The organism is Mycobacterium sp. NGS33, assembly GCF_059812885.1.
The window spans coordinates 88,974-104,874 of sequence record NZ_JCALDN010000005.1; the positions used below are offsets into that span (position 1 = coordinate 88,974).

At 66.8% G+C, this 15,901-nt stretch carries 14 protein-coding genes and 2 pseudogenes; 8 read left to right on the forward strand and 8 right to left on the reverse strand.

The window, feature by feature from the left end:
* Positions 1 to 12 precede the first annotated feature (12 nt).
* Positions 13 to 480, reverse strand: a pseudogene (locus tag AC5Y5B_RS12335) (alcohol dehydrogenase catalytic domain-containing protein); the annotation flags it as partial.
* A 147-nt stretch (positions 481 to 627) separates the two neighbouring features.
* On the opposite strand from AC5Y5B_RS12335, the gene AC5Y5B_RS12340 reads away from it, so the two are divergent.
* Positions 628 to 1,803 carry a thiolase family protein gene (locus AC5Y5B_RS12340; protein WP_500005456.1) on the forward strand — a complete coding sequence of 392 codons (1,176 nt, stop codon included), beginning with the start codon at positions 628 to 630 and terminating at the stop codon, positions 1,801 to 1,803.
* 18 nt (positions 1,804 to 1,821) lie between these two features.
* On the opposite strand, the gene AC5Y5B_RS12345 is transcribed toward AC5Y5B_RS12340, so the two are convergent.
* Positions 1,822 to 2,454 (reverse strand): hypothetical protein, encoded by a 633-nt coding sequence (locus AC5Y5B_RS12345; RefSeq protein WP_430918899.1) that lies wholly within the window; start codon positions 2,452 to 2,454, stop codon positions 1,822 to 1,824.
* 105 nt (positions 2,455 to 2,559) lie between these two features.
* Between AC5Y5B_RS12345 and AC5Y5B_RS12350 the strand changes: the two genes are divergently transcribed.
* On the forward strand, positions 2,560 to 3,288 hold the full coding sequence (locus AC5Y5B_RS12350) for a 3'(2'),5'-bisphosphate nucleotidase CysQ (RefSeq protein WP_112633113.1): 729 nt from the start codon (positions 2,560 to 2,562) through the stop codon (positions 3,286 to 3,288).
* A gap of 80 nt (positions 3,289 to 3,368) precedes the next feature.
* Here AC5Y5B_RS12350 and AC5Y5B_RS12355 read toward each other — a convergent pair whose 3' ends face one another.
* Complete coding sequence (locus AC5Y5B_RS12355) at positions 3,369 to 4,274, reverse strand: haloalkane dehalogenase (RefSeq protein WP_500005457.1); 906 nt, start codon at positions 4,272 to 4,274, stop codon at positions 3,369 to 3,371.
* Between the two features lie 112 nt (positions 4,275 to 4,386).
* Between AC5Y5B_RS12355 and AC5Y5B_RS12360 the strand changes: the two genes are divergently transcribed.
* Positions 4,387 to 5,115, forward strand: coding sequence for a DUF2652 domain-containing protein (locus AC5Y5B_RS12360; RefSeq protein ID WP_112633111.1), 729 nt, complete (start codon positions 4,387 to 4,389; stop codon positions 5,113 to 5,115).
* Between the two features lie 30 nt (positions 5,116 to 5,145).
* Here AC5Y5B_RS12360 and AC5Y5B_RS12365 read toward each other — a convergent pair whose 3' ends face one another.
* Entirely contained in the window at positions 5,146 to 6,351 is a 1,206-nt protein-coding gene (locus AC5Y5B_RS12365; protein WP_500005458.1) for a MalY/PatB family protein, read from the reverse strand.
* Between the two features lie 23 nt (positions 6,352 to 6,374).
* Positions 6,375 to 7,472: an NAD(P)H-dependent amine dehydrogenase family protein gene (locus AC5Y5B_RS12370; RefSeq protein ID WP_500005459.1), complete on the reverse strand. Its 1,098-nt coding sequence runs from the start codon at positions 7,470 to 7,472 to the stop codon at positions 6,375 to 6,377.
* A 250-nt stretch (positions 7,473 to 7,722) separates the two neighbouring features.
* Between AC5Y5B_RS12370 and AC5Y5B_RS12375 the strand changes: the two genes are divergently transcribed.
* From AC5Y5B_RS12375 to AC5Y5B_RS12385, 3 genes are read left to right on the forward strand one after another with little or no spacing between them, the layout of a single operon-like run.
* Positions 7,723 to 8,694 (forward strand): LLM class flavin-dependent oxidoreductase, encoded by a 972-nt coding sequence (locus AC5Y5B_RS12375; RefSeq protein WP_112633109.1) that lies wholly within the window; start codon positions 7,723 to 7,725, stop codon positions 8,692 to 8,694.
* A gap of 11 nt (positions 8,695 to 8,705) precedes the next feature.
* Positions 8,706 to 9,767 (forward strand): NAD(P)H-dependent amine dehydrogenase family protein, encoded by a 1,062-nt coding sequence (locus AC5Y5B_RS12380; RefSeq protein WP_112633108.1) that lies wholly within the window; start codon positions 8,706 to 8,708, stop codon positions 9,765 to 9,767.
* Positions 9,768 to 9,812: 45 nt separating this feature from the next.
* Positions 9,813 to 10,787: an LLM class flavin-dependent oxidoreductase gene (locus AC5Y5B_RS12385; protein WP_112633107.1), complete on the forward strand. Its 975-nt coding sequence runs from the start codon at positions 9,813 to 9,815 to the stop codon at positions 10,785 to 10,787.
* A gap of 3 nt (positions 10,788 to 10,790) precedes the next feature.
* Here the strand turns inward: AC5Y5B_RS12385 and AC5Y5B_RS12390 are convergent, their stop codons facing one another.
* The gene (locus AC5Y5B_RS12390) at positions 10,791 to 11,903 is read right to left on the reverse strand and encodes an ABC transporter substrate-binding protein (protein WP_112633106.1); all 1,113 of its coding nucleotides are present in this window, start codon (positions 11,901 to 11,903) and stop codon (positions 10,791 to 10,793) included.
* Positions 11,904 to 11,915: 12 nt separating this feature from the next.
* Positions 11,916 to 12,702 (reverse strand): annotated as a pseudogene (locus AC5Y5B_RS12395) (spirocyclase AveC family protein).
* Between the two features lie 211 nt (positions 12,703 to 12,913).
* On the opposite strand from AC5Y5B_RS12395, the gene AC5Y5B_RS12400 reads away from it, so the two are divergent.
* Positions 12,914 to 13,564 (forward strand): TetR/AcrR family transcriptional regulator, encoded by a 651-nt coding sequence (locus AC5Y5B_RS12400; RefSeq protein WP_112633104.1) that lies wholly within the window; start codon positions 12,914 to 12,916, stop codon positions 13,562 to 13,564.
* 15 nt (positions 13,565 to 13,579) lie between these two features.
* Positions 13,580 to 14,782, forward strand: coding sequence for a cytochrome P450 (locus AC5Y5B_RS12405; RefSeq protein WP_112633103.1), 1,203 nt, complete (start codon positions 13,580 to 13,582; stop codon positions 14,780 to 14,782).
* Between the two features lie 87 nt (positions 14,783 to 14,869).
* Here the strand turns inward: AC5Y5B_RS12405 and AC5Y5B_RS12410 are convergent, their stop codons facing one another.
* Complete coding sequence (locus AC5Y5B_RS12410; RefSeq protein ID WP_500005460.1) at positions 14,870 to 15,859, reverse strand: alpha/beta fold hydrolase; 990 nt, start codon at positions 15,857 to 15,859, stop codon at positions 14,870 to 14,872.
* Between the last annotated feature and the right edge of the window lie 42 nt (positions 15,860 to 15,901).

The window sequence follows — 15,901 nt, forward strand, 5'->3', positions numbered from 1 at the left end:
CGTGCGGTCGGCGTCGATCTTGACCACCGACGTCTGGTGCACCACCACATACGGCGCGAACGTGCCCAGCAGCGACATCGGGATGACGTTTCGGCCCTGCGCCGTGACGCGAAACGATCCGTCGGACACCGATTGACCCGACAGCAGGCCCATGCCGAGGTCGCACAGGTTGCGCAGCCCCGTTTGGCACGGCGTGCATTTCCCACAGGACGGGATGAACGACAGGACCACGTGATCACCGACGGCCAGGTGCTCGACACCCTCGCCGATCTCGGTGATGACGCCGGCGCCCTCGTGGCCTCCGAGCACCGGATAGCTCGGGATCGGGAAGTCGCCCGTCATCAGATGGTGGTCGGAGTGGCACAGACCGGCCGTCTCCAATTGGACGGTCACCTCGCCGTGGCGGGGATCGCCGATGTCGATCTCTTCGACCGACCACGGCTCGTTCAGTTCCCAGACCAGCGCACCTTTGGTCTTCAACGGGTTGGCCTCCGTTTTTATCCGAACCGCTTAAGTGTTAACGCCGTCACACGAACCGACCCACCGAACTTAGACCATTACTATTGCCTATACAGTATTTGAAACGATTCGCGGCGTCTGACCGCCCACAACAACGAGGTTGAGAACATGGGAACACCCGTCATTGTCGGAGCCGTCCGGACCGCGATCGGCCGATCGTTCAAGGGGACGCTGGTCAACACCCCGCCCGAGACCCTGATTACCGCCGTGCTGCCCGAGGTGGTCCGCCGGTCGGGTGTTGATCCCGCGGACATCGACGACATCATCTTCGCCGAATCTCATTATGGCGGTGGCGATCTCGCCCGTTACGCGGCGACCGCGACGGGCCTGGAGCACGTTCCCGGCCAGTCGGTCAACCGGCACTGCGCGGGCAGCCTTACCGCCATCGGGAACGCCGCGGCGCAGATCGGCTCCGGCATGGAGCGCGTGCTGATCGCCGGGGGTGTGCAGTCGCTGTCGATGACGCCGCTGACCAACTGGCGGATCCCCGGTCCCGAGCTGAAGTTCGAGGAGCGCTGGATGCCCCCCACGCACGTGGAGACGCCCGACGCGCCGGCCAAGGACATGTCCATCACCGTCGGCTGGAACACCGCGCAGTCGGTCGGCATCACGCGCGAGGAAATGGACGCCTGGGCGGCCCGCTCGCACCAGCGCGCCGTCGCCGCCCAGGACGCCGGCAAGTTCGCCGACGAGATCCTGCCGCTGAAGATCACCCAGTTCGACGGCTCGGTCACCGAGTTCGCCGTGGACGAGCACCCGCGCCGCGACACCACCATCGAGAAGCTGGCCGGCCTCAAAGTGCTGCACCCCGAGATCGAGGGTTTCTCGATCACCGCCGGAAACAGCAGCGGCACCAACGACGCCGCGGCCGCGGTCGCGCTGGTCGACAGCGACTACGCCCAGGCCGAGAAGCTCAACGTGATGGGCACGGTGCGGGCCTGGGCCGCCGCCGGCGTAGCGCCCCGCGACTGCGGCCTGGGTGCCGTCAAGGTCATCGGGAAGGTGTTGCAGCGGGCCGGTCTGTCGCCCTCCGACGTCGCCCTGTGGGAGATCAACGAGGCGTTCGCTTCCGTCCCGATCGCGGCTTGCCGCGAATACGGCATCGACGAGGAGAAGGTGAACTTCTCCGGTAGCGGCTGCAGCCTCGGCCACCCCATCGCGGCCTCGGGTGCACGCATGGTGACCACCTTGGCCTACGAGCTGGCCCGCCGCGGCGGCGGCATCGGTGTCGCCGCGATGTGCGCCGGCGGCGGCCAGGGCGGCGCGGTCGTCATCGAGGTCTGAGCGACCGGCGCTCGGCGGCTAATTGCAGAACGTGTAGCCGATGAACTGGGTGCCGCGCGTGTCGCCGCTCGAGTAATTGGCGAAGTGCACGGCCGGCTCGCCGTTGTACTGGGTGTTCATCTTCTGCACCGTCGGCGGGGGAACGCCCTTGGGGAAGGCCAGGATCATATCGGCGTAAATCTCCAAGCCGGACTGGCAGATCGCCTCGCGCCGCGGCGGCTGCGGATTCCACGCGTGCACGACGACCGGCTCGGTCAGCTGAGACCCCGCCGCGCAATTCGGGTCGCAGAGCTTGAACACCGCCGTGCCGGTCCCGTCGGCGCCCTGCGGTCCCCAGGACGTCCACGACATGTCCTGCAGCGCAACGGCCACACTGGCGCAGCCCAGAACGTTCAGCTTCTTCGGACGCGCGACCGGCGGAACGGAGGGGTTATAGCAGCCCGGGATGGCGAAGCTCTCCGGCGCCGATGACGACGGCTGGGCGCTGGGCGCCGTCGCGCTCTGATGGCCCCGGCTCAGCTGCACGCCCACCACGGCGAGGACCCCGACCAGCACCGCGGCCGCGACAATCCCGGCCCCGATCAATCGCCCCCGCGAGGTGTGCCGCAACCGCCTCGATAATGGCACGTTGGCGTTGCCGCTCACGCTCATTAGATTACGGGTGAAACTTCTCCGGCGGGCTGCTGCCCGCCTCCGCGCATGACAGGGTAAAGTTGGTCATCGCTGCCAAGATATTGAGGATTCCGCGGAGTGCCGATGAATGACCATGATCTGGCCGCACGGTTGGCCACCGAGGCCGGTCGGTTGTTACTCGGCGTTCGAGACGAGTTCGCGCGAGCGGAAGCCGCTGAACGGAAAGCCGCGGGGGACAAGCGATCCCACGATTTCCTGATGGAGGCGCTCACCGCCGAAAGGCCCGCCGACGCGGTGCTGTCCGAAGAGGGCGCCGATGACCCGGTGCGATTGCGCTCGGACCGCGTTTGGATCGTCGATCCGCTGGACGGCACCCGGGAGTTCTCTGAGCTGGGTCGCGACGACTGGGCCGTGCACGTCGCGCTCTGGGAAGCCGGTGAGTTGGTCGCCGGCGCCGTGGCGCTACCGGCACAGGGCATCACGCTGGCGACTCCCGACGTTGCCTCGCCTCCCGCCGTCCCAGGGAAGCCGCGCATCGTGGTATCGCGCACCCGACCGCCCGCCATCGCCCTGAGCGTGAAGGACGCGCTGGACGGAGTCCTGGTGGAAATGGGCTCCGCGGGAGCCAAAGTCGCCTCGATCGTCCAAGGTTTGTCCGACGTGTACGTGCACGCCGGCGGCCAGTTCGAGTGGGACTCCGCGGCGCCGGTGGCGGTGGCGCGAGCCGCCGGGTTGCACACCTCTCGCATCGACGGGTCCGCCCTGGCCTACAACCAACCGGATCCCAAGCTGCCGGATCTGGTCGTCTGCCGTCCGGAGCTGGCGGAGGCGGTGCTCGCGGTTACGCGCTGAGGGTCATTGCGAACTGCATCGCGTGGCCCACTTGCCCACTGACGGTAGGCATCTCGCGGACCCGTCAGGTCGGCGGGCCCTCAGAGCAATGCCTGCTGCCACGACTGGATGCGTTCGGCCAGCTCGGGTCCGCGGTCCTCCTGAATGAAGTGGCTCGCGTTGATGCGGGCGTGCGGCTGGCCCGCGGCACCGGGGATGTGCTTGATCAGGGCGCTGTCCGCCTGCCCGAGGATGGGATCGCGGGCCCCGAAGATGGCGAGGAACGGCTTTTCCCAGCGGCCGAGGGCCTCCCACGCCTTCCTGTTGGCCGGAATCGCCGGATCGGTGGGCGAGGTCGGCACCAGCTGAGGGAAGGCCCGGGCCCCGGCTTGATAGGACTTAGCCGGGAAGGGCGCGTCATACCCGGCGCGGACCTTCGACGGCACCCGGCGCACGGTCCCGGCGCTGACGATGCGGCCCGCGGGCAGCACGGGGGAGTAGCGGGCGAAGGCACGCCAGGCGTAGAAGGCGGGCGGAGTGCGCCGTTGCGCCGTGGGCAGGAAACCGTTGGCCACCACCAGCCGCCCGATGCGGTCGGACTGCTCGGCGGCGATGCGCAGCCCGATCAGCGATCCCCAGTCCTGCACGAACAGGGTGACGTCCCTGAGGTTGAGGTGCTCGAACCAGGAGGTCACCCATTCGACGTGTCGCTGGTAGGTGTAGTCCTCGACCCGGCTGGGCTTGTCCGAACGCCCGAACCCGATCAGATCCGGCGCCAGCACACGGTTCCCGGCGTCGGTCAGGGGCGGGATCATCGTGCGGTAGAGGTAGCTCCAGGTGGGCTCGCCGTGCAGCAGCACGATCGGCGGCCCTTCGATCGTCCCCTCGTCGAGGTAATGCATGCGAAGCGGGCGGGTGTCGCTTGCGGTTACGTCGAGGTAGTGCCCAACGAACGGGTAGCCCTCCAGGTTTTCGAATCGGGAGTCCGGGGTTCGCAGCACATGCATATTCAGCTCCTCCGGTGAACCGGCACCTCTGCTAGCCTCTCTCGCCGACGCGAGTTCGTCTAGTAGCAGATTCATTGAGCTGGGCCCAAAGGGCTATTAAACTCGTTTATTCATGGCAATTCGGCGCGCGGTTCTGCTCATCGCCGACATCGGCGGCTACACGCATTACATGCAGTGGAACCGGACGCACCTTGCCCATGCCCAGCTGACGGTGGCGGGCCTGTTGGAGTCGGTCATCAACGCGGGCAAGGGTTTGAAGCTGGCCAAACTCGAGGGCGATGCCGCGTTCTTCTGGGCACCGGACAGCCACGCCAAAGTGGTGGTGTGCGACCGGCTGTCACGGATGCGTGCGGCGTTTCTGCAGCGGCGCGAGCAGATGAAGAACGACATCGCCTGCCAGTGTGCGAGTTGCGAACAGCTGGACAAGTTGTCGCTCAAGTTCGTCGTGCACGTGGGCGAGGTGGCGGATCAGAAGGTGAAGCGCCATGCCGAGTTGGCCGGCTTCGATGTCATCCTGGTGCACCGGATGCTGAAAAACATGGTGCCGGTTGCCGAATACGTGCTGATGACCGATCCCGTCGCCGCCTGCCTCGACGAGCAGATGCGTGACCTGTGCCTGCCGTTGGTGCACGTCTTCGACGGCATCGGCGAAACCCCGACGCACTACATCGACCTCGCATCGTTGCAGGTTCCCGTCGCGGCGCCCCGGCGCAGCTTCCTTCGTCGGCTGGGTGCGACGACGAAGTTCGAGATCGACAGCCTGCCCTTCACGCTCGGCATGAAGGAACCCGCCCAAGGGTTCCGCAACTTGGGCCGGGGTACCGAGGAAGTCTCCGCATAGCCGAAAGGCCTTGTGGCTCGGTGCTATTGCCTAACGTGCCCCGGTCAGGGCGCGGCCCATGCGCGACAGGGCCTCGCCGAGAATGGTCTGCGAGGTGGCGAAGTTCAATCGCACGTGTCCGGTTCCGCCGGTTCCGAACACGTGGCCGGAACTCGGTGCCACCCGCGCGTGATCGAGGAACCAGCGGGCGGGTCCGGACAGGTCGGCGACCACGGCAAGGCCATCGGAGGCCTCCTCGTCGAAACCGAGTTCGCGGCAATCCAGCCACGCGAGATAAGTGCCTTGCGGCCATTGGTATTTCACTCCGGGAAGGTGCTCGGCGACCAACTCACCCAGCAATGTCCGGTTCTCGTCCAGACCCCGCAGGGTCGCGTCGAGCCAGTCGTCGCCGCTGCGAAATGCCTCCGCGTGGGCGAGCACGCCGAGGTGGCTGGGCCCGTGGCTGACCTCCTCGGGCATCCGGTCCAGGTCGGCGGCCGCCTCCGGTCCGGCGATCGCCAGCGCGGCTTTCAATCCCGACAAGTTCCAGGCCTTCGATGCCGAGGTCAGGGCGAAGGCGTTCTCGGCGCCGGGAACGGTGAGGAAGGGGGTGAAGCGCGATCCCGGCAGGATGATGGGCGCGTGAATTTCGTCGGAGACCACCCGCACGCCCAATCGCCGGGCGAGCTCGGCGACCCCGCGCAGTTCGTCGGCGGTATGCACCGATCCGGTCGGGTTGTGCGGATTGCACAACAGGTAGGCGACCTTTGCGTCCTTGGCGGCCCCGGCACGGGCCCGGACGAAGGCATTTTCCAAGCCGCCCAGGTCAATTCGCCCGTCACGCAGCGGCGCCTCGACCACCCGGCGGCCGTCGTGGGAGACGAAGGCGTAGAACGGCGCGTAGACCGGTGGGTTCACGACGACGGCGTCGCCGGGATCGGTCAGCAGGCGCAACACCTCGACGACACCGAGCATGACATCGGGAACCAGCGCCGTGCGGCTCACGTCGAGGTCGTGCCACTGCCAGCGCCGCGCCGCGAATCGGCTGACCGCTTCGGCCAGCGCGGTGCCGCACGGATACCCGGTGTCGCCGTCGTCGATGGCCTTCCGCAGCGCTTGGGCCACCGTCGGCGCTAGGTTGACGTCCATCTCGGCGACCCACAGCGGCAGGACGTCGGCGGGATGCGCCCGCCACTTCATGCTGGTGCGCAGCCGCAACCGTTCCAGCGTGAGTTCCTCGAGGGGATTTACCGTCACGCCCGCAGAGTAACCGGCGGGCACTACCCGCCGACAAACGCATTTTGCGGGATCGTCAACGGAAGATCCACCGAAGTCAGCAATCCCGGCTGGGCGGCAATGACATACGGGACGGCGTTGACGACGCGCATCGCGGTGGCGACCATGGCGCGCGCCCCGGAGGTCATCCCGCCGATGCCGGCCTTCGCGGGATCCTTCAGCGTCGCGGCCAGCGTGCAGTCGATGTCCGGATCGCCGGAGATCATGACTCGGTAGGACAGATCGCCGATCCCGGTGGGCCAGTCGGGGGCGACGTCGTGCGCGAGCCGGGTGACGTGCTCGATGACGATGGCTTCCCGGCCGTCGACCACGCCGATCGCCTGCATCCGCAGCGCGCCGCAGGTTCCGGCCTCGACGGTGCCCATCGCAACCCCCAGCGTCCGGGTGGTGACGGCGCGGTCGAAACCCTCGCGCACTTCCTGGACTTCGACGCCCAACGCGTCGGCGATCAGCCGGATCTGCCCCTGCCATTCGCCGGCGGTGGCGCCCGGGTAGCTGATCCAAGGCTGGTAGTCGAGCGGACGGCCGAAGCCCAGCGCATCACTCATGATGTCGGGAACCCCGTAGTCGTCGTACAGGCCGATCTCGAAGGAGTGGATCTTGTCGATCGACGACGACTGCGTGGACAGCACCAGCGGCAGATAGTCGGCGGCGAAGCCCGGCTCGATGCCGGAGGCGTACAGCGACACCTGGCCCTGTTTGGCCGCGGCGACCAGCTGGTCGCGCCACTCCGCGGGCTCGTAGGCGTGGGGGTTGACCAATCGCGTGGTGCTGGTGGTCACGACGTTGATCCCGGCCTCTAGCAGCTTGACGTAATCCGGGATGGCCAGCGCGTCCCGCTCCGGACCGCTGGCCGCGTAGATGACACAGTCGGGCTTGAGCGCGATCAACGCGTCGGCGTCGTTGGTAGCTTTCAGGCCGATCGGCTCACCGCCGGCCAGCTCGCCCGCGTCCTTGCCGACCTTGTCGTCCGAGTGCACCCACACGCCGACCAGATCCAGATTGGGGCGCCGCTGGATCGCGCGGATGGCGATCGAGCCGATGCCACCCGTCGCCCACACCACCACGCGATGAGCCGTCATCTTGTTCCTCCTCAGGTGCGTGCGCGGCGCGCAACACGACGAAAGCCAGTGCGGCCGTTGCACTTACGTGGACGCAGCGGCCGCTGTGACCCGACGTTCGACTTGGAAACTACCGCCGCGAATCCGCGCGGTCAAGGATTTAAGAAAGCGGGCACTATCTTAACGAACAAATTTTAGGTTAAGGTGCAGCTGTGACGGCGCACCAGCGTTTTGCCCGCCTTCGAGCGACAATTCGGGGCGGCGGGCGCTGATGTTCACGCTGAGGTTCGACATGCGCGCCCCGGGTGGGAGTGCACCGGCCACCGATCTGTACGCCGCGGCCATCGACATGTGCGAGTGGGCGGAAACGCGGGGCGCCGTGCTGGCGGTGCTCTCCGAGCATCACGGCGCCGACGACGGTCATCTGCCGGTACCGCTCACCCTGGCGTCGGCGATAGCGGCCAGGACGCGCACGTTGGCGATCCTGCTGGCCGCGGTGCCGGTTCCGTTATGGGATCCCGTCCGGCTCGCCGAGGAAATCAGCGTGCTGGACCTGATCAGTCGCGGACGGGTGTCCTACGCATTCGGCGTGGGACATCGCCGTGAGGAATACGAGCACTTCGGCATCGACATGAGCACGCGCGGTCGCGCGGCCGACGAGATGCTGGACGTCCTTGGGCCGCTGGTGCGCGGTGAGCCCGTTGGGTACCGGGGGCGCACGGTCCGCGTCACCCCACCGTGCGGCTCGCCCAACGGGCCGATGGTGCTGATCGCCGGCGGCAGCAAGGCCGCGGCGCGGCGGGCCGGCCGCCACGGACTCGGGTTCATCTCGCAGACCGCGTCGCCCGGGCTGAAGGAGTACTACGAGGAGCAGTGCCGTGCGCACGGACACGAACCCGGAATCATCCAGTTTCCCCAACCCGGCGCTCCGACAGCGGTTTTCGTGGCCGAGGACGTCGACGAGGCCTGGGATGAGCTGGGAGCACACCTGCTGCACGACGCGAAAACGGCGGCGTCCTACCGGCCGCACGACGACTCGGTCGCCAGCATCATCCGCGCCGACACCGTCGCGGAGCTTCGAAAGGGCGGCAGCCCGTACCGCATCTTCACCCCCGACGAGGCGGTCGACTACGTGCGCGCCGGGCAACTGCTGCCCTTGCACCCGCTCTGCGGCGGCGTCGCACCGGATGTGGCGTGGCCCTATCTCGAGCGCGCCGCGGCCGCCTTTGCAAACGACCAGTGAGGAGAGTGCCTATGCGTGTTGTCGTGTGGTCGACCGGCGGAGTCGGCTCGAACGCGATCGATGCCATCCGACGACGGCCGGACCTGGAACTTGTTGGTGTGTGGGTGCATTCACCCGACAAGGTCGGTAAAGACGCGGGCGAGCTGGCCGGCGGCGAGCCCCTGGGCGTCGCGGCCATCAATGATGCCGACGCGCTGATCGCACTGCAGCCCGATTGCGTGGTCTACGCGGCCAGCGGCCCCGACCGCGATGGGGCGGCCGTGCCCGACTACGTGCGTCTGCTGGCGGCGGGCATCAATGTGGTGTCGACGTCGTCGACCAGCCTGGTGTACCCGCCGTCCTATTTCGCGCCCAACTGGCGCGACGAACTGGACGCGGCGGCCAAAGCCGGCCAGGCGTCGTTCTACGTGTCGGGCATCTTCCCCGGCTTCGCCTCCGATCAGCTCGCCCTGCTCATGACGACCCAGTCCAAGAGCATCCGCCGGATCACGGCCAGCGAGGTGGCGCTCAACGATCACTACCCGGTGGCCGACGTGATGATGGACGGGATGGGCTTTGGCCGGCCGCTGGACTTCGAGCCGATGCTCAAGACTCCCGGGTTCATCGAAATGGCTTGGAAGGCACCGATTCATCTGATGGCGGAGGGGCTCGGTGTCGAGGTGGAGGAAATTCGCGGTTCGCTCGACCGGGAACTCACGGACCGGGACATCGAGGTGGCCTTCGGCACCGTCAAGGCCGGCACCTGCGGTGCCGTGCGCACCCGGGCGGCGGGAGTGGTCAATGGCCGCGAGGCCATCGTGATCGAGCACGTCATCCGGATGGCCCGCGACGTCGCACCCGATTGGCCCACCTCGGACTGTGACGCCACGTATCGGGTCGACATCGAAGGAGACCCCGACATCTACTGCGAGATGACGCTGGGCGAGACGGCGGGCCACGGGGCGGGGCGAGCCGCGATGGCGTCCACGGCCATGCGCGTCGTCAACGCGATCCCGTACGTCGTCGAAGCGCCCCCGGGCCTGCTGAGCTCGCTGGACCTCCCGACCACGCTGCCGCTTTACGCCTTCGACTGAACGTGTAACGTACGTCGCAAAGATTAGGGCAGCTAGGAGTTTGCCGTGTACACACTGCGCTTCGATATGCGCGATCCCGAATGGGCCGCGCCCCCAGCCGATCTGTACGCGGCGGCGCCCGAAATGTCCGCGTGGGCCGAGGAACACGGCGGTCTAGCCGCCGTCCTGTGCGAACATCACGGCTCCGAGGACGGTTATCTGCCGTCGCCGTTCTTGCTGGCCTCGGCGGTGGCCGCGCGGACGCAGCGGCTGGCACTGAGCCTGATCCTGATCCTGCCGTTCTACGAAATCGTGCGTCTCGCCGAGGACATGGCGGTGCTCGACATCATCAGCAACGGGCGAGCCTCCTACATCCTGGCCCTGGGCTACCGGCCCGAGGAGTTCGAGCACTTCGGCCTGCCGATCAAGAAGCGCGGTCGCCTCTGCGACGAGAAACTCGCGCTGTTGCGGCGACTTCTTGCCGGTGAAACCGTCGTCGAGGACGGACGGCGGATCAGTGTGACGCCCCGCCCGCTGACTCCCGGCGGGCCGGGACTGATGTGGGGTGGGGGCACGGTCGCCGCGGCCCGGCGGGCCGGCCGGTACGGCCTGGGCATGCTGGGCAACGCCAACGCGCCCGGCATGCAGGAGGCCTACGAGGAGGCCTGCCGCGAGCACGGGCATACTCCCGGCCCGACGATGTTCCCCGACCGCAACACGCCCTCGGTCGTATTCGTCGCCGAGGACGTGGACCAGGCGTGGAAAGAGATCGGCGAACACCTGCTGCACGACGTGCGCACCTACGCCGCGTGGAATCCGGGGGACGAGACGACGGCGGGATTCAGCCACGTCAACACCATCGACGAGCTGCGTGAGACGGGGGCGTCGCATGTGATTATCTCGGTGCCGGAAGCGATTTCGCGGGTGAAGGCGGGCCAGGTGCTCAACCTGTCGCCGCTGTGCGGTGGGCTGCCGCCGGAGATCGCGTGGCCGTACCTCAAGCGCGTGGGCGAAGTGGTGCTGCCGGGGGCGCTCGGCTGAGCGCTATTCCTCGCTGAAGCGATCGACGAGGTGCGAGTTGACGCCGTCGGCGTCGAGTCGCCGCGCCACCAGATAGCCCGCCCCCATCCAGGCGCGGCGAGACCAGTTGCCGAACGACACCCGTGTTCCCGGGGCGCCGGATGCGGCCGGCATCATCTTGACGCGTTCGAGCGCCTCCTTCACCCCGCGCGGGCTCAACGGGTGGGCGTCGGCGAGCGCCCGTAGCAGCGTGTGCGCGACGTCCCGATTCACCACCGGCACACACCATTCCGGTCGCCGGCCGTAGGCCTCGTTGTACTCGTCGAGGAATTCCTGCCCGACCGTGTTGCCCTCGTCGTACTGGTCGACGCCGGTCCAGCCCATGAAGGCTTTCCACATGATCGGGTTGAGCCAGGCGTTCTGGAAGGCGGTACCGCAGAACCGGGGCGGATCCCAGCCCAGCGCCTCGAGCGCCGGGTTGACGAACACGATCCCGAAGCCGAATCCGCAGTGCACGATCGCCTGCGCTTTGGCGTCGTGAAGTGCCTGCACGGCGCCGCTGACGTCCCCGGCGGTCTGGGCGATCGACGCCTCGGCCACGATACGAATACCCTTGCGCCGGCACGCATCCCGGAAGTTCTTCAGATAGGCCTCGCCGACCAGGGATTGCTCGATCAGCACGCCGACCTCGGTGTGACCACCCTTGGCCAGCAGGTCGGACCAGAAGATCGGCTCGTCGGTGTGCGAGCCCATCGGATACGCGAAAACCCATTCGCTCAGCGCCGCGTCCGATCCCGTCACGCTGATGCAGGGAACTTTGAACCGCTCGTCGATCGCTTCGCGGGTCGGGATCACGTTGTCGCCGATGTTCGGGCCGAAGACGGCCAGGCAGCCCTCGTCGCACAGCTCGCCGTAGGCGTCGATGACCGCCTTGACCGACCCCTTGGGCAGGCCTTCGACTTCGCGGTAGATGATCTCGATCGGCCGATCGATCAAACCCTGCTCGACGCCCTTCTTGAAGACCAGGTCGAAGGGTTGCGTCAGGTCCTCGAAGTACGTTTGCGGAAAGCCTTCCGGCAGTAGGAAGTCCATCAGGTAGCCGATCTTGATCGGCTCGGCGGTGCTCTCGTAACCCATGTGATCGCTGCCTTATTGGGGTTGGTTGGGGACGCCCGGGTACAGCTGCTCCGTGGGCCCCGCGGTGACGTAGCCACCCAGCTTCGTGATGAGGTGCGGCGCAAAGACCGCACCGTAGACCAGGTGTCCGACGACGATGACGGCCACGATGGAGAGCACCGCAGACTGGCCCCGGCTCTTGGACCTCTTGTCCGCCCACATGTCGATGACGTTGCGGCCTTCGGCATCGGTGCGCCCGAGCAGATACGTGAAGAGCATCATCTGGATGCCCATGGCCAGCGAGTCGTACAGCGGGTACTGGTGCTTGGTCCCCTCGAAGATCGCGAGGCCGGGAATCACGTACCCGTAATAGAAGTTGCCGAGCTGGGCGCCGGTGAAGGCGTTGAAGAACAATGCCCAGCAGAAACCGACGAGGAGGCCGACCACGAGCAGGGTGATTGGCCTGCGCCAGTTGAACTTTGCGCTCAGCCATCGTCCGAGGGCGGCCCCGGTCACCGCGGGAATGATGAAGTAGGAGACGTAACCGATGGGCACCGCCAACGGCAACCCGCCCCACGTCACGTTCAAGGGCCACCAGGACGGCATGCGGGGCAGCGCGGGCGGAAACTGTGCGTACATCGCCCAGTCGTAGGGTGATTCGATCCAGGAGAACGAGATCGCCGAAATGCCGAGCAGTAACAGCGGATGGATGCGGCGGCGCCGGAAGCTCAGGTAGATCCCGATGATCAGGAACGCGATGCTCGCGGCGTAGGAGAAGTACTGCACCCCCGGCCATCGCCGGCGTCATTTCGGCGTTCACCGGCGGCCCTCGTCGCTCGGCGCGCGCCGCGCCTCGGGGTCGAAGCGGAGCACCAGGCCGAATATGAGGAGGATCAGGCCGAACAGCGTGCCGAGCATGATGACAGCGCCCACGGTGTCGCCCTTCCGATGGTTTCGCCTTTAAGGTAGTGCATACTATCCTATCTAGATAGTGGATACTATCCCCAAGGTCGTTCGAGGAGTGGACATCGGTGCCCCAGCGAGCAATTAAGCAGCCGACGCCGGCCACGGTGGCGCGTCGTCCCCGTGGCGAGCCGCGCCGGCTGCTGCTCGACGCCGCCCGGGAACTCTTCGCCGGCCGGGACTATCGCAGCACCACGACACGTGAAATCGCCCAGGCCGCCGGCGTCACCGAACACCTGCTGTTCCGCAACTTCGGTTCGAAGGCCGCGCTGTTCCGCGAAGCGCTCGTCGTGCCCTTCGTGAGCTTCGTCGACGACTTCGGCCAGACCTGGCAGTCGGTGGTTCCCGAGGAGACCGACGAGCAGGAGCTGACTCGGTTGTTCGTCTCGAAGCTCTACGACGTGTTCGTCGACCATCAGGGCTTGCTGTTGACCCTGATGGCCGCCGAGAGCCTCAGCGACGAGGAAAAGACCGACGCCGGCATCGCGGAGATCCGCCGGGCGGTCACGGTGCTGGGTCAGATCAGCGTCGAAGGCATGCAATTGCGGGGGTTGCGGTCCGATCACCCCGACCTGCCTGCCCACTCGACGGTGTCGATGATCGCCGGCATGGCCGCGCTGCGTTCGACCTACTTTGGCAACGATCCACCGCCGCGGGAGGTGATCGTTGAGGAACTCGTCCAAGCACTCTTGCATGGCTTCTTGCACCGCAACGACTGAGATAGGCATTCGACAATGACCAGCCCCAGCGCCATCGAGTTGTATTACGACCCATTCGATGTCGAGATCGACTCGAATCCCTACCCGGTGTGGAAGCGGATGCGCGAAGAAGCGCCGTTGTACTACAACGAAAAGTACAACTTCTACGCGCTGAGTCGATACGACGACGTGGTGCGCGAGCTGCCGAACTGGGAGACCTACCGCTCCGGCAAGGGCACCACCGCCGACATCCTGTTCGCGAACATCGAAGTGCCACCGGGCATTCTGCTGTTCGAGGATCCGCCGCTGCACGACCTGCACCGCAAACTGCTGTCCCGCGTCTTCACGCCCCGGCGCATGTTGGCGGTGGAGGATCTCGTGCGTGGGTTCTGTATCCGCGAACTGGACCCGCTGGTCGGCGGGAGCGGCTTCGACTTCATCGCGGATCTCGGCGCGATGATGCCGATGCGGACCATCGGGTACCTGCTGGGCATTCCCGAAGCCGATCAGGAAAAGATCCGAGACCGCAGCGTCGCCAACATCGAATTGTCCAGGGACGGCGACCCGGCCGCGGTCGACGCCAACGTCTTCGCGAATTCCATTGCCCTGTTTGCCGAGTACATCGAATGGCGCGCCGATCATCCCTCCGACGACCTGATGACCGAACTGCTGCGGGCCGAGATCGACGAACCGGACGGCACGCGCCGCCCCCTGTCGCGGACCGAGGTGCTGTCGTACACGGCGATGATCGCCGGTGCCGGCAACGAAACCACCGCTCGTCTCATCGGTTTCATGGGCCAGCTGTTGTCGGACCACCCGGATCAACGCCGCGAACTGGTTGCGGATCCGTCGCTGATCCCAGGGGCGATCGAGGAGACGCTGCGCTACGAGCCGCCGTCACCGGTGCAGGCCCGCTACGTCGCGCGCGACGCCAAACACTATGGGCGCGTGGTGCCCGAGGGGTCGTTCATGCTGCTGCTGAACGCGTCGGCCAACCGCGACGAAAGCCACTTCCCGGATGCCGATCGCTACGACATCCACCGCCGCGGAAGCCATCTCAGCTTCGGCCAGGGCCTGCATTTCTGCTTGGGCTCGGCACTGGCACGGCTGGAAGCGCGGGTGGCCTTCGAGGAAGTGCTGAAGCGTTGGCCGGACTGGGAAGTCGACTATGCGAACGCCCAGCGGGCGCACACCGCGAGCGTGCGCGGGTGGGCGCGCCTGCCCGTCGTCACGCGATAGGCCGGTGGCTCGCGGCCCCTTTCGCCGAGCGTGACGTTAGTTTCACGCTCGGCGCCCAACGTGACGTTAGTTTCACGCTCGGCGTGACTACGAGGCGCTTTGGTCGACCAACACCGCGCCGTCGGGCTGGCTTCCCAACGTCTGCAGCGGAATCTCCTCGCCTTCGGCGGTGAGGCGCACGATCTGGGCTAGTTGCCCTGGGGCGTCGCACTGCAGGTAGTGGTCGGCGCCCGGGATCACCCAGTAGCGGTTGCGGCCCGGCTTGTTCCTCAGATACGTCTGCCAGACATGGTTGGGGACCCGCAACGGTGCCACGTTGTCGTGGACGCCCCACACCACCGTCGTGTTCACGTCACTGGTGGAAAGCGCTTCCAGCCAACCGGTTTCGTCGGCGGCGCGCTCGTGCAGGTATTGAATGGTGTCGGGCAGCACTCGGACTCCGTCGTTGTGCGCAAAGCATTTCGCCAGGGCGGCGATCTCCGGGTCGTCCAGTGTGCGCCGCGGCATGAACGTGCTTGCGCCCATGCCGGCCGCCAGCATCTCCGGCGTCGTCGCCGCCGCGGTGGCGCGCGCGGTCGCGGGGTCGAGCAGCGCGGTCTGGAACGCGGTGAGATTGGACAGCGGAAGGTAGATGTTGGCGTTGGTCAGGATCAGGTCTTCGGGTGCGGTCCGTGGATCGAGGGCGGCCAGCATGCCGACCGCGATCATGCCGACGCTGCTGCCGCGGTCATGGGTCAGCATGCGGTAGTCACTGAGTCCCCATACCTCAGTGATCGCATGGACGAGCAGGCGCGCGTCGTCGTAGAGCGAGTACACGTACGGCTCGGGGGGTTTGTCGGAGAGCCCGTAGCCGGGAAAGTCCAGCAGGTAGATGTCGAACTCCGCGCTCAGCTCACCGGCCAACGCGAAATAGTCGATACTGCTGGTCGGAAACCCGTGCACCAACACCAATGCGGGCGCGCCGGGAATGCCGTAACGGCGGGTGAACACCGCGACTTCCGCGCCGTCGTTGGCCGCGGTCGTCGAGCGCCATCGCAGCTCGGTGCCGCCGTCCTGCCACTGCTCGAAGATGTCCAAGCTGTCAGCATCGCAGAGGCGGTCGCGACAGACAACTACCCG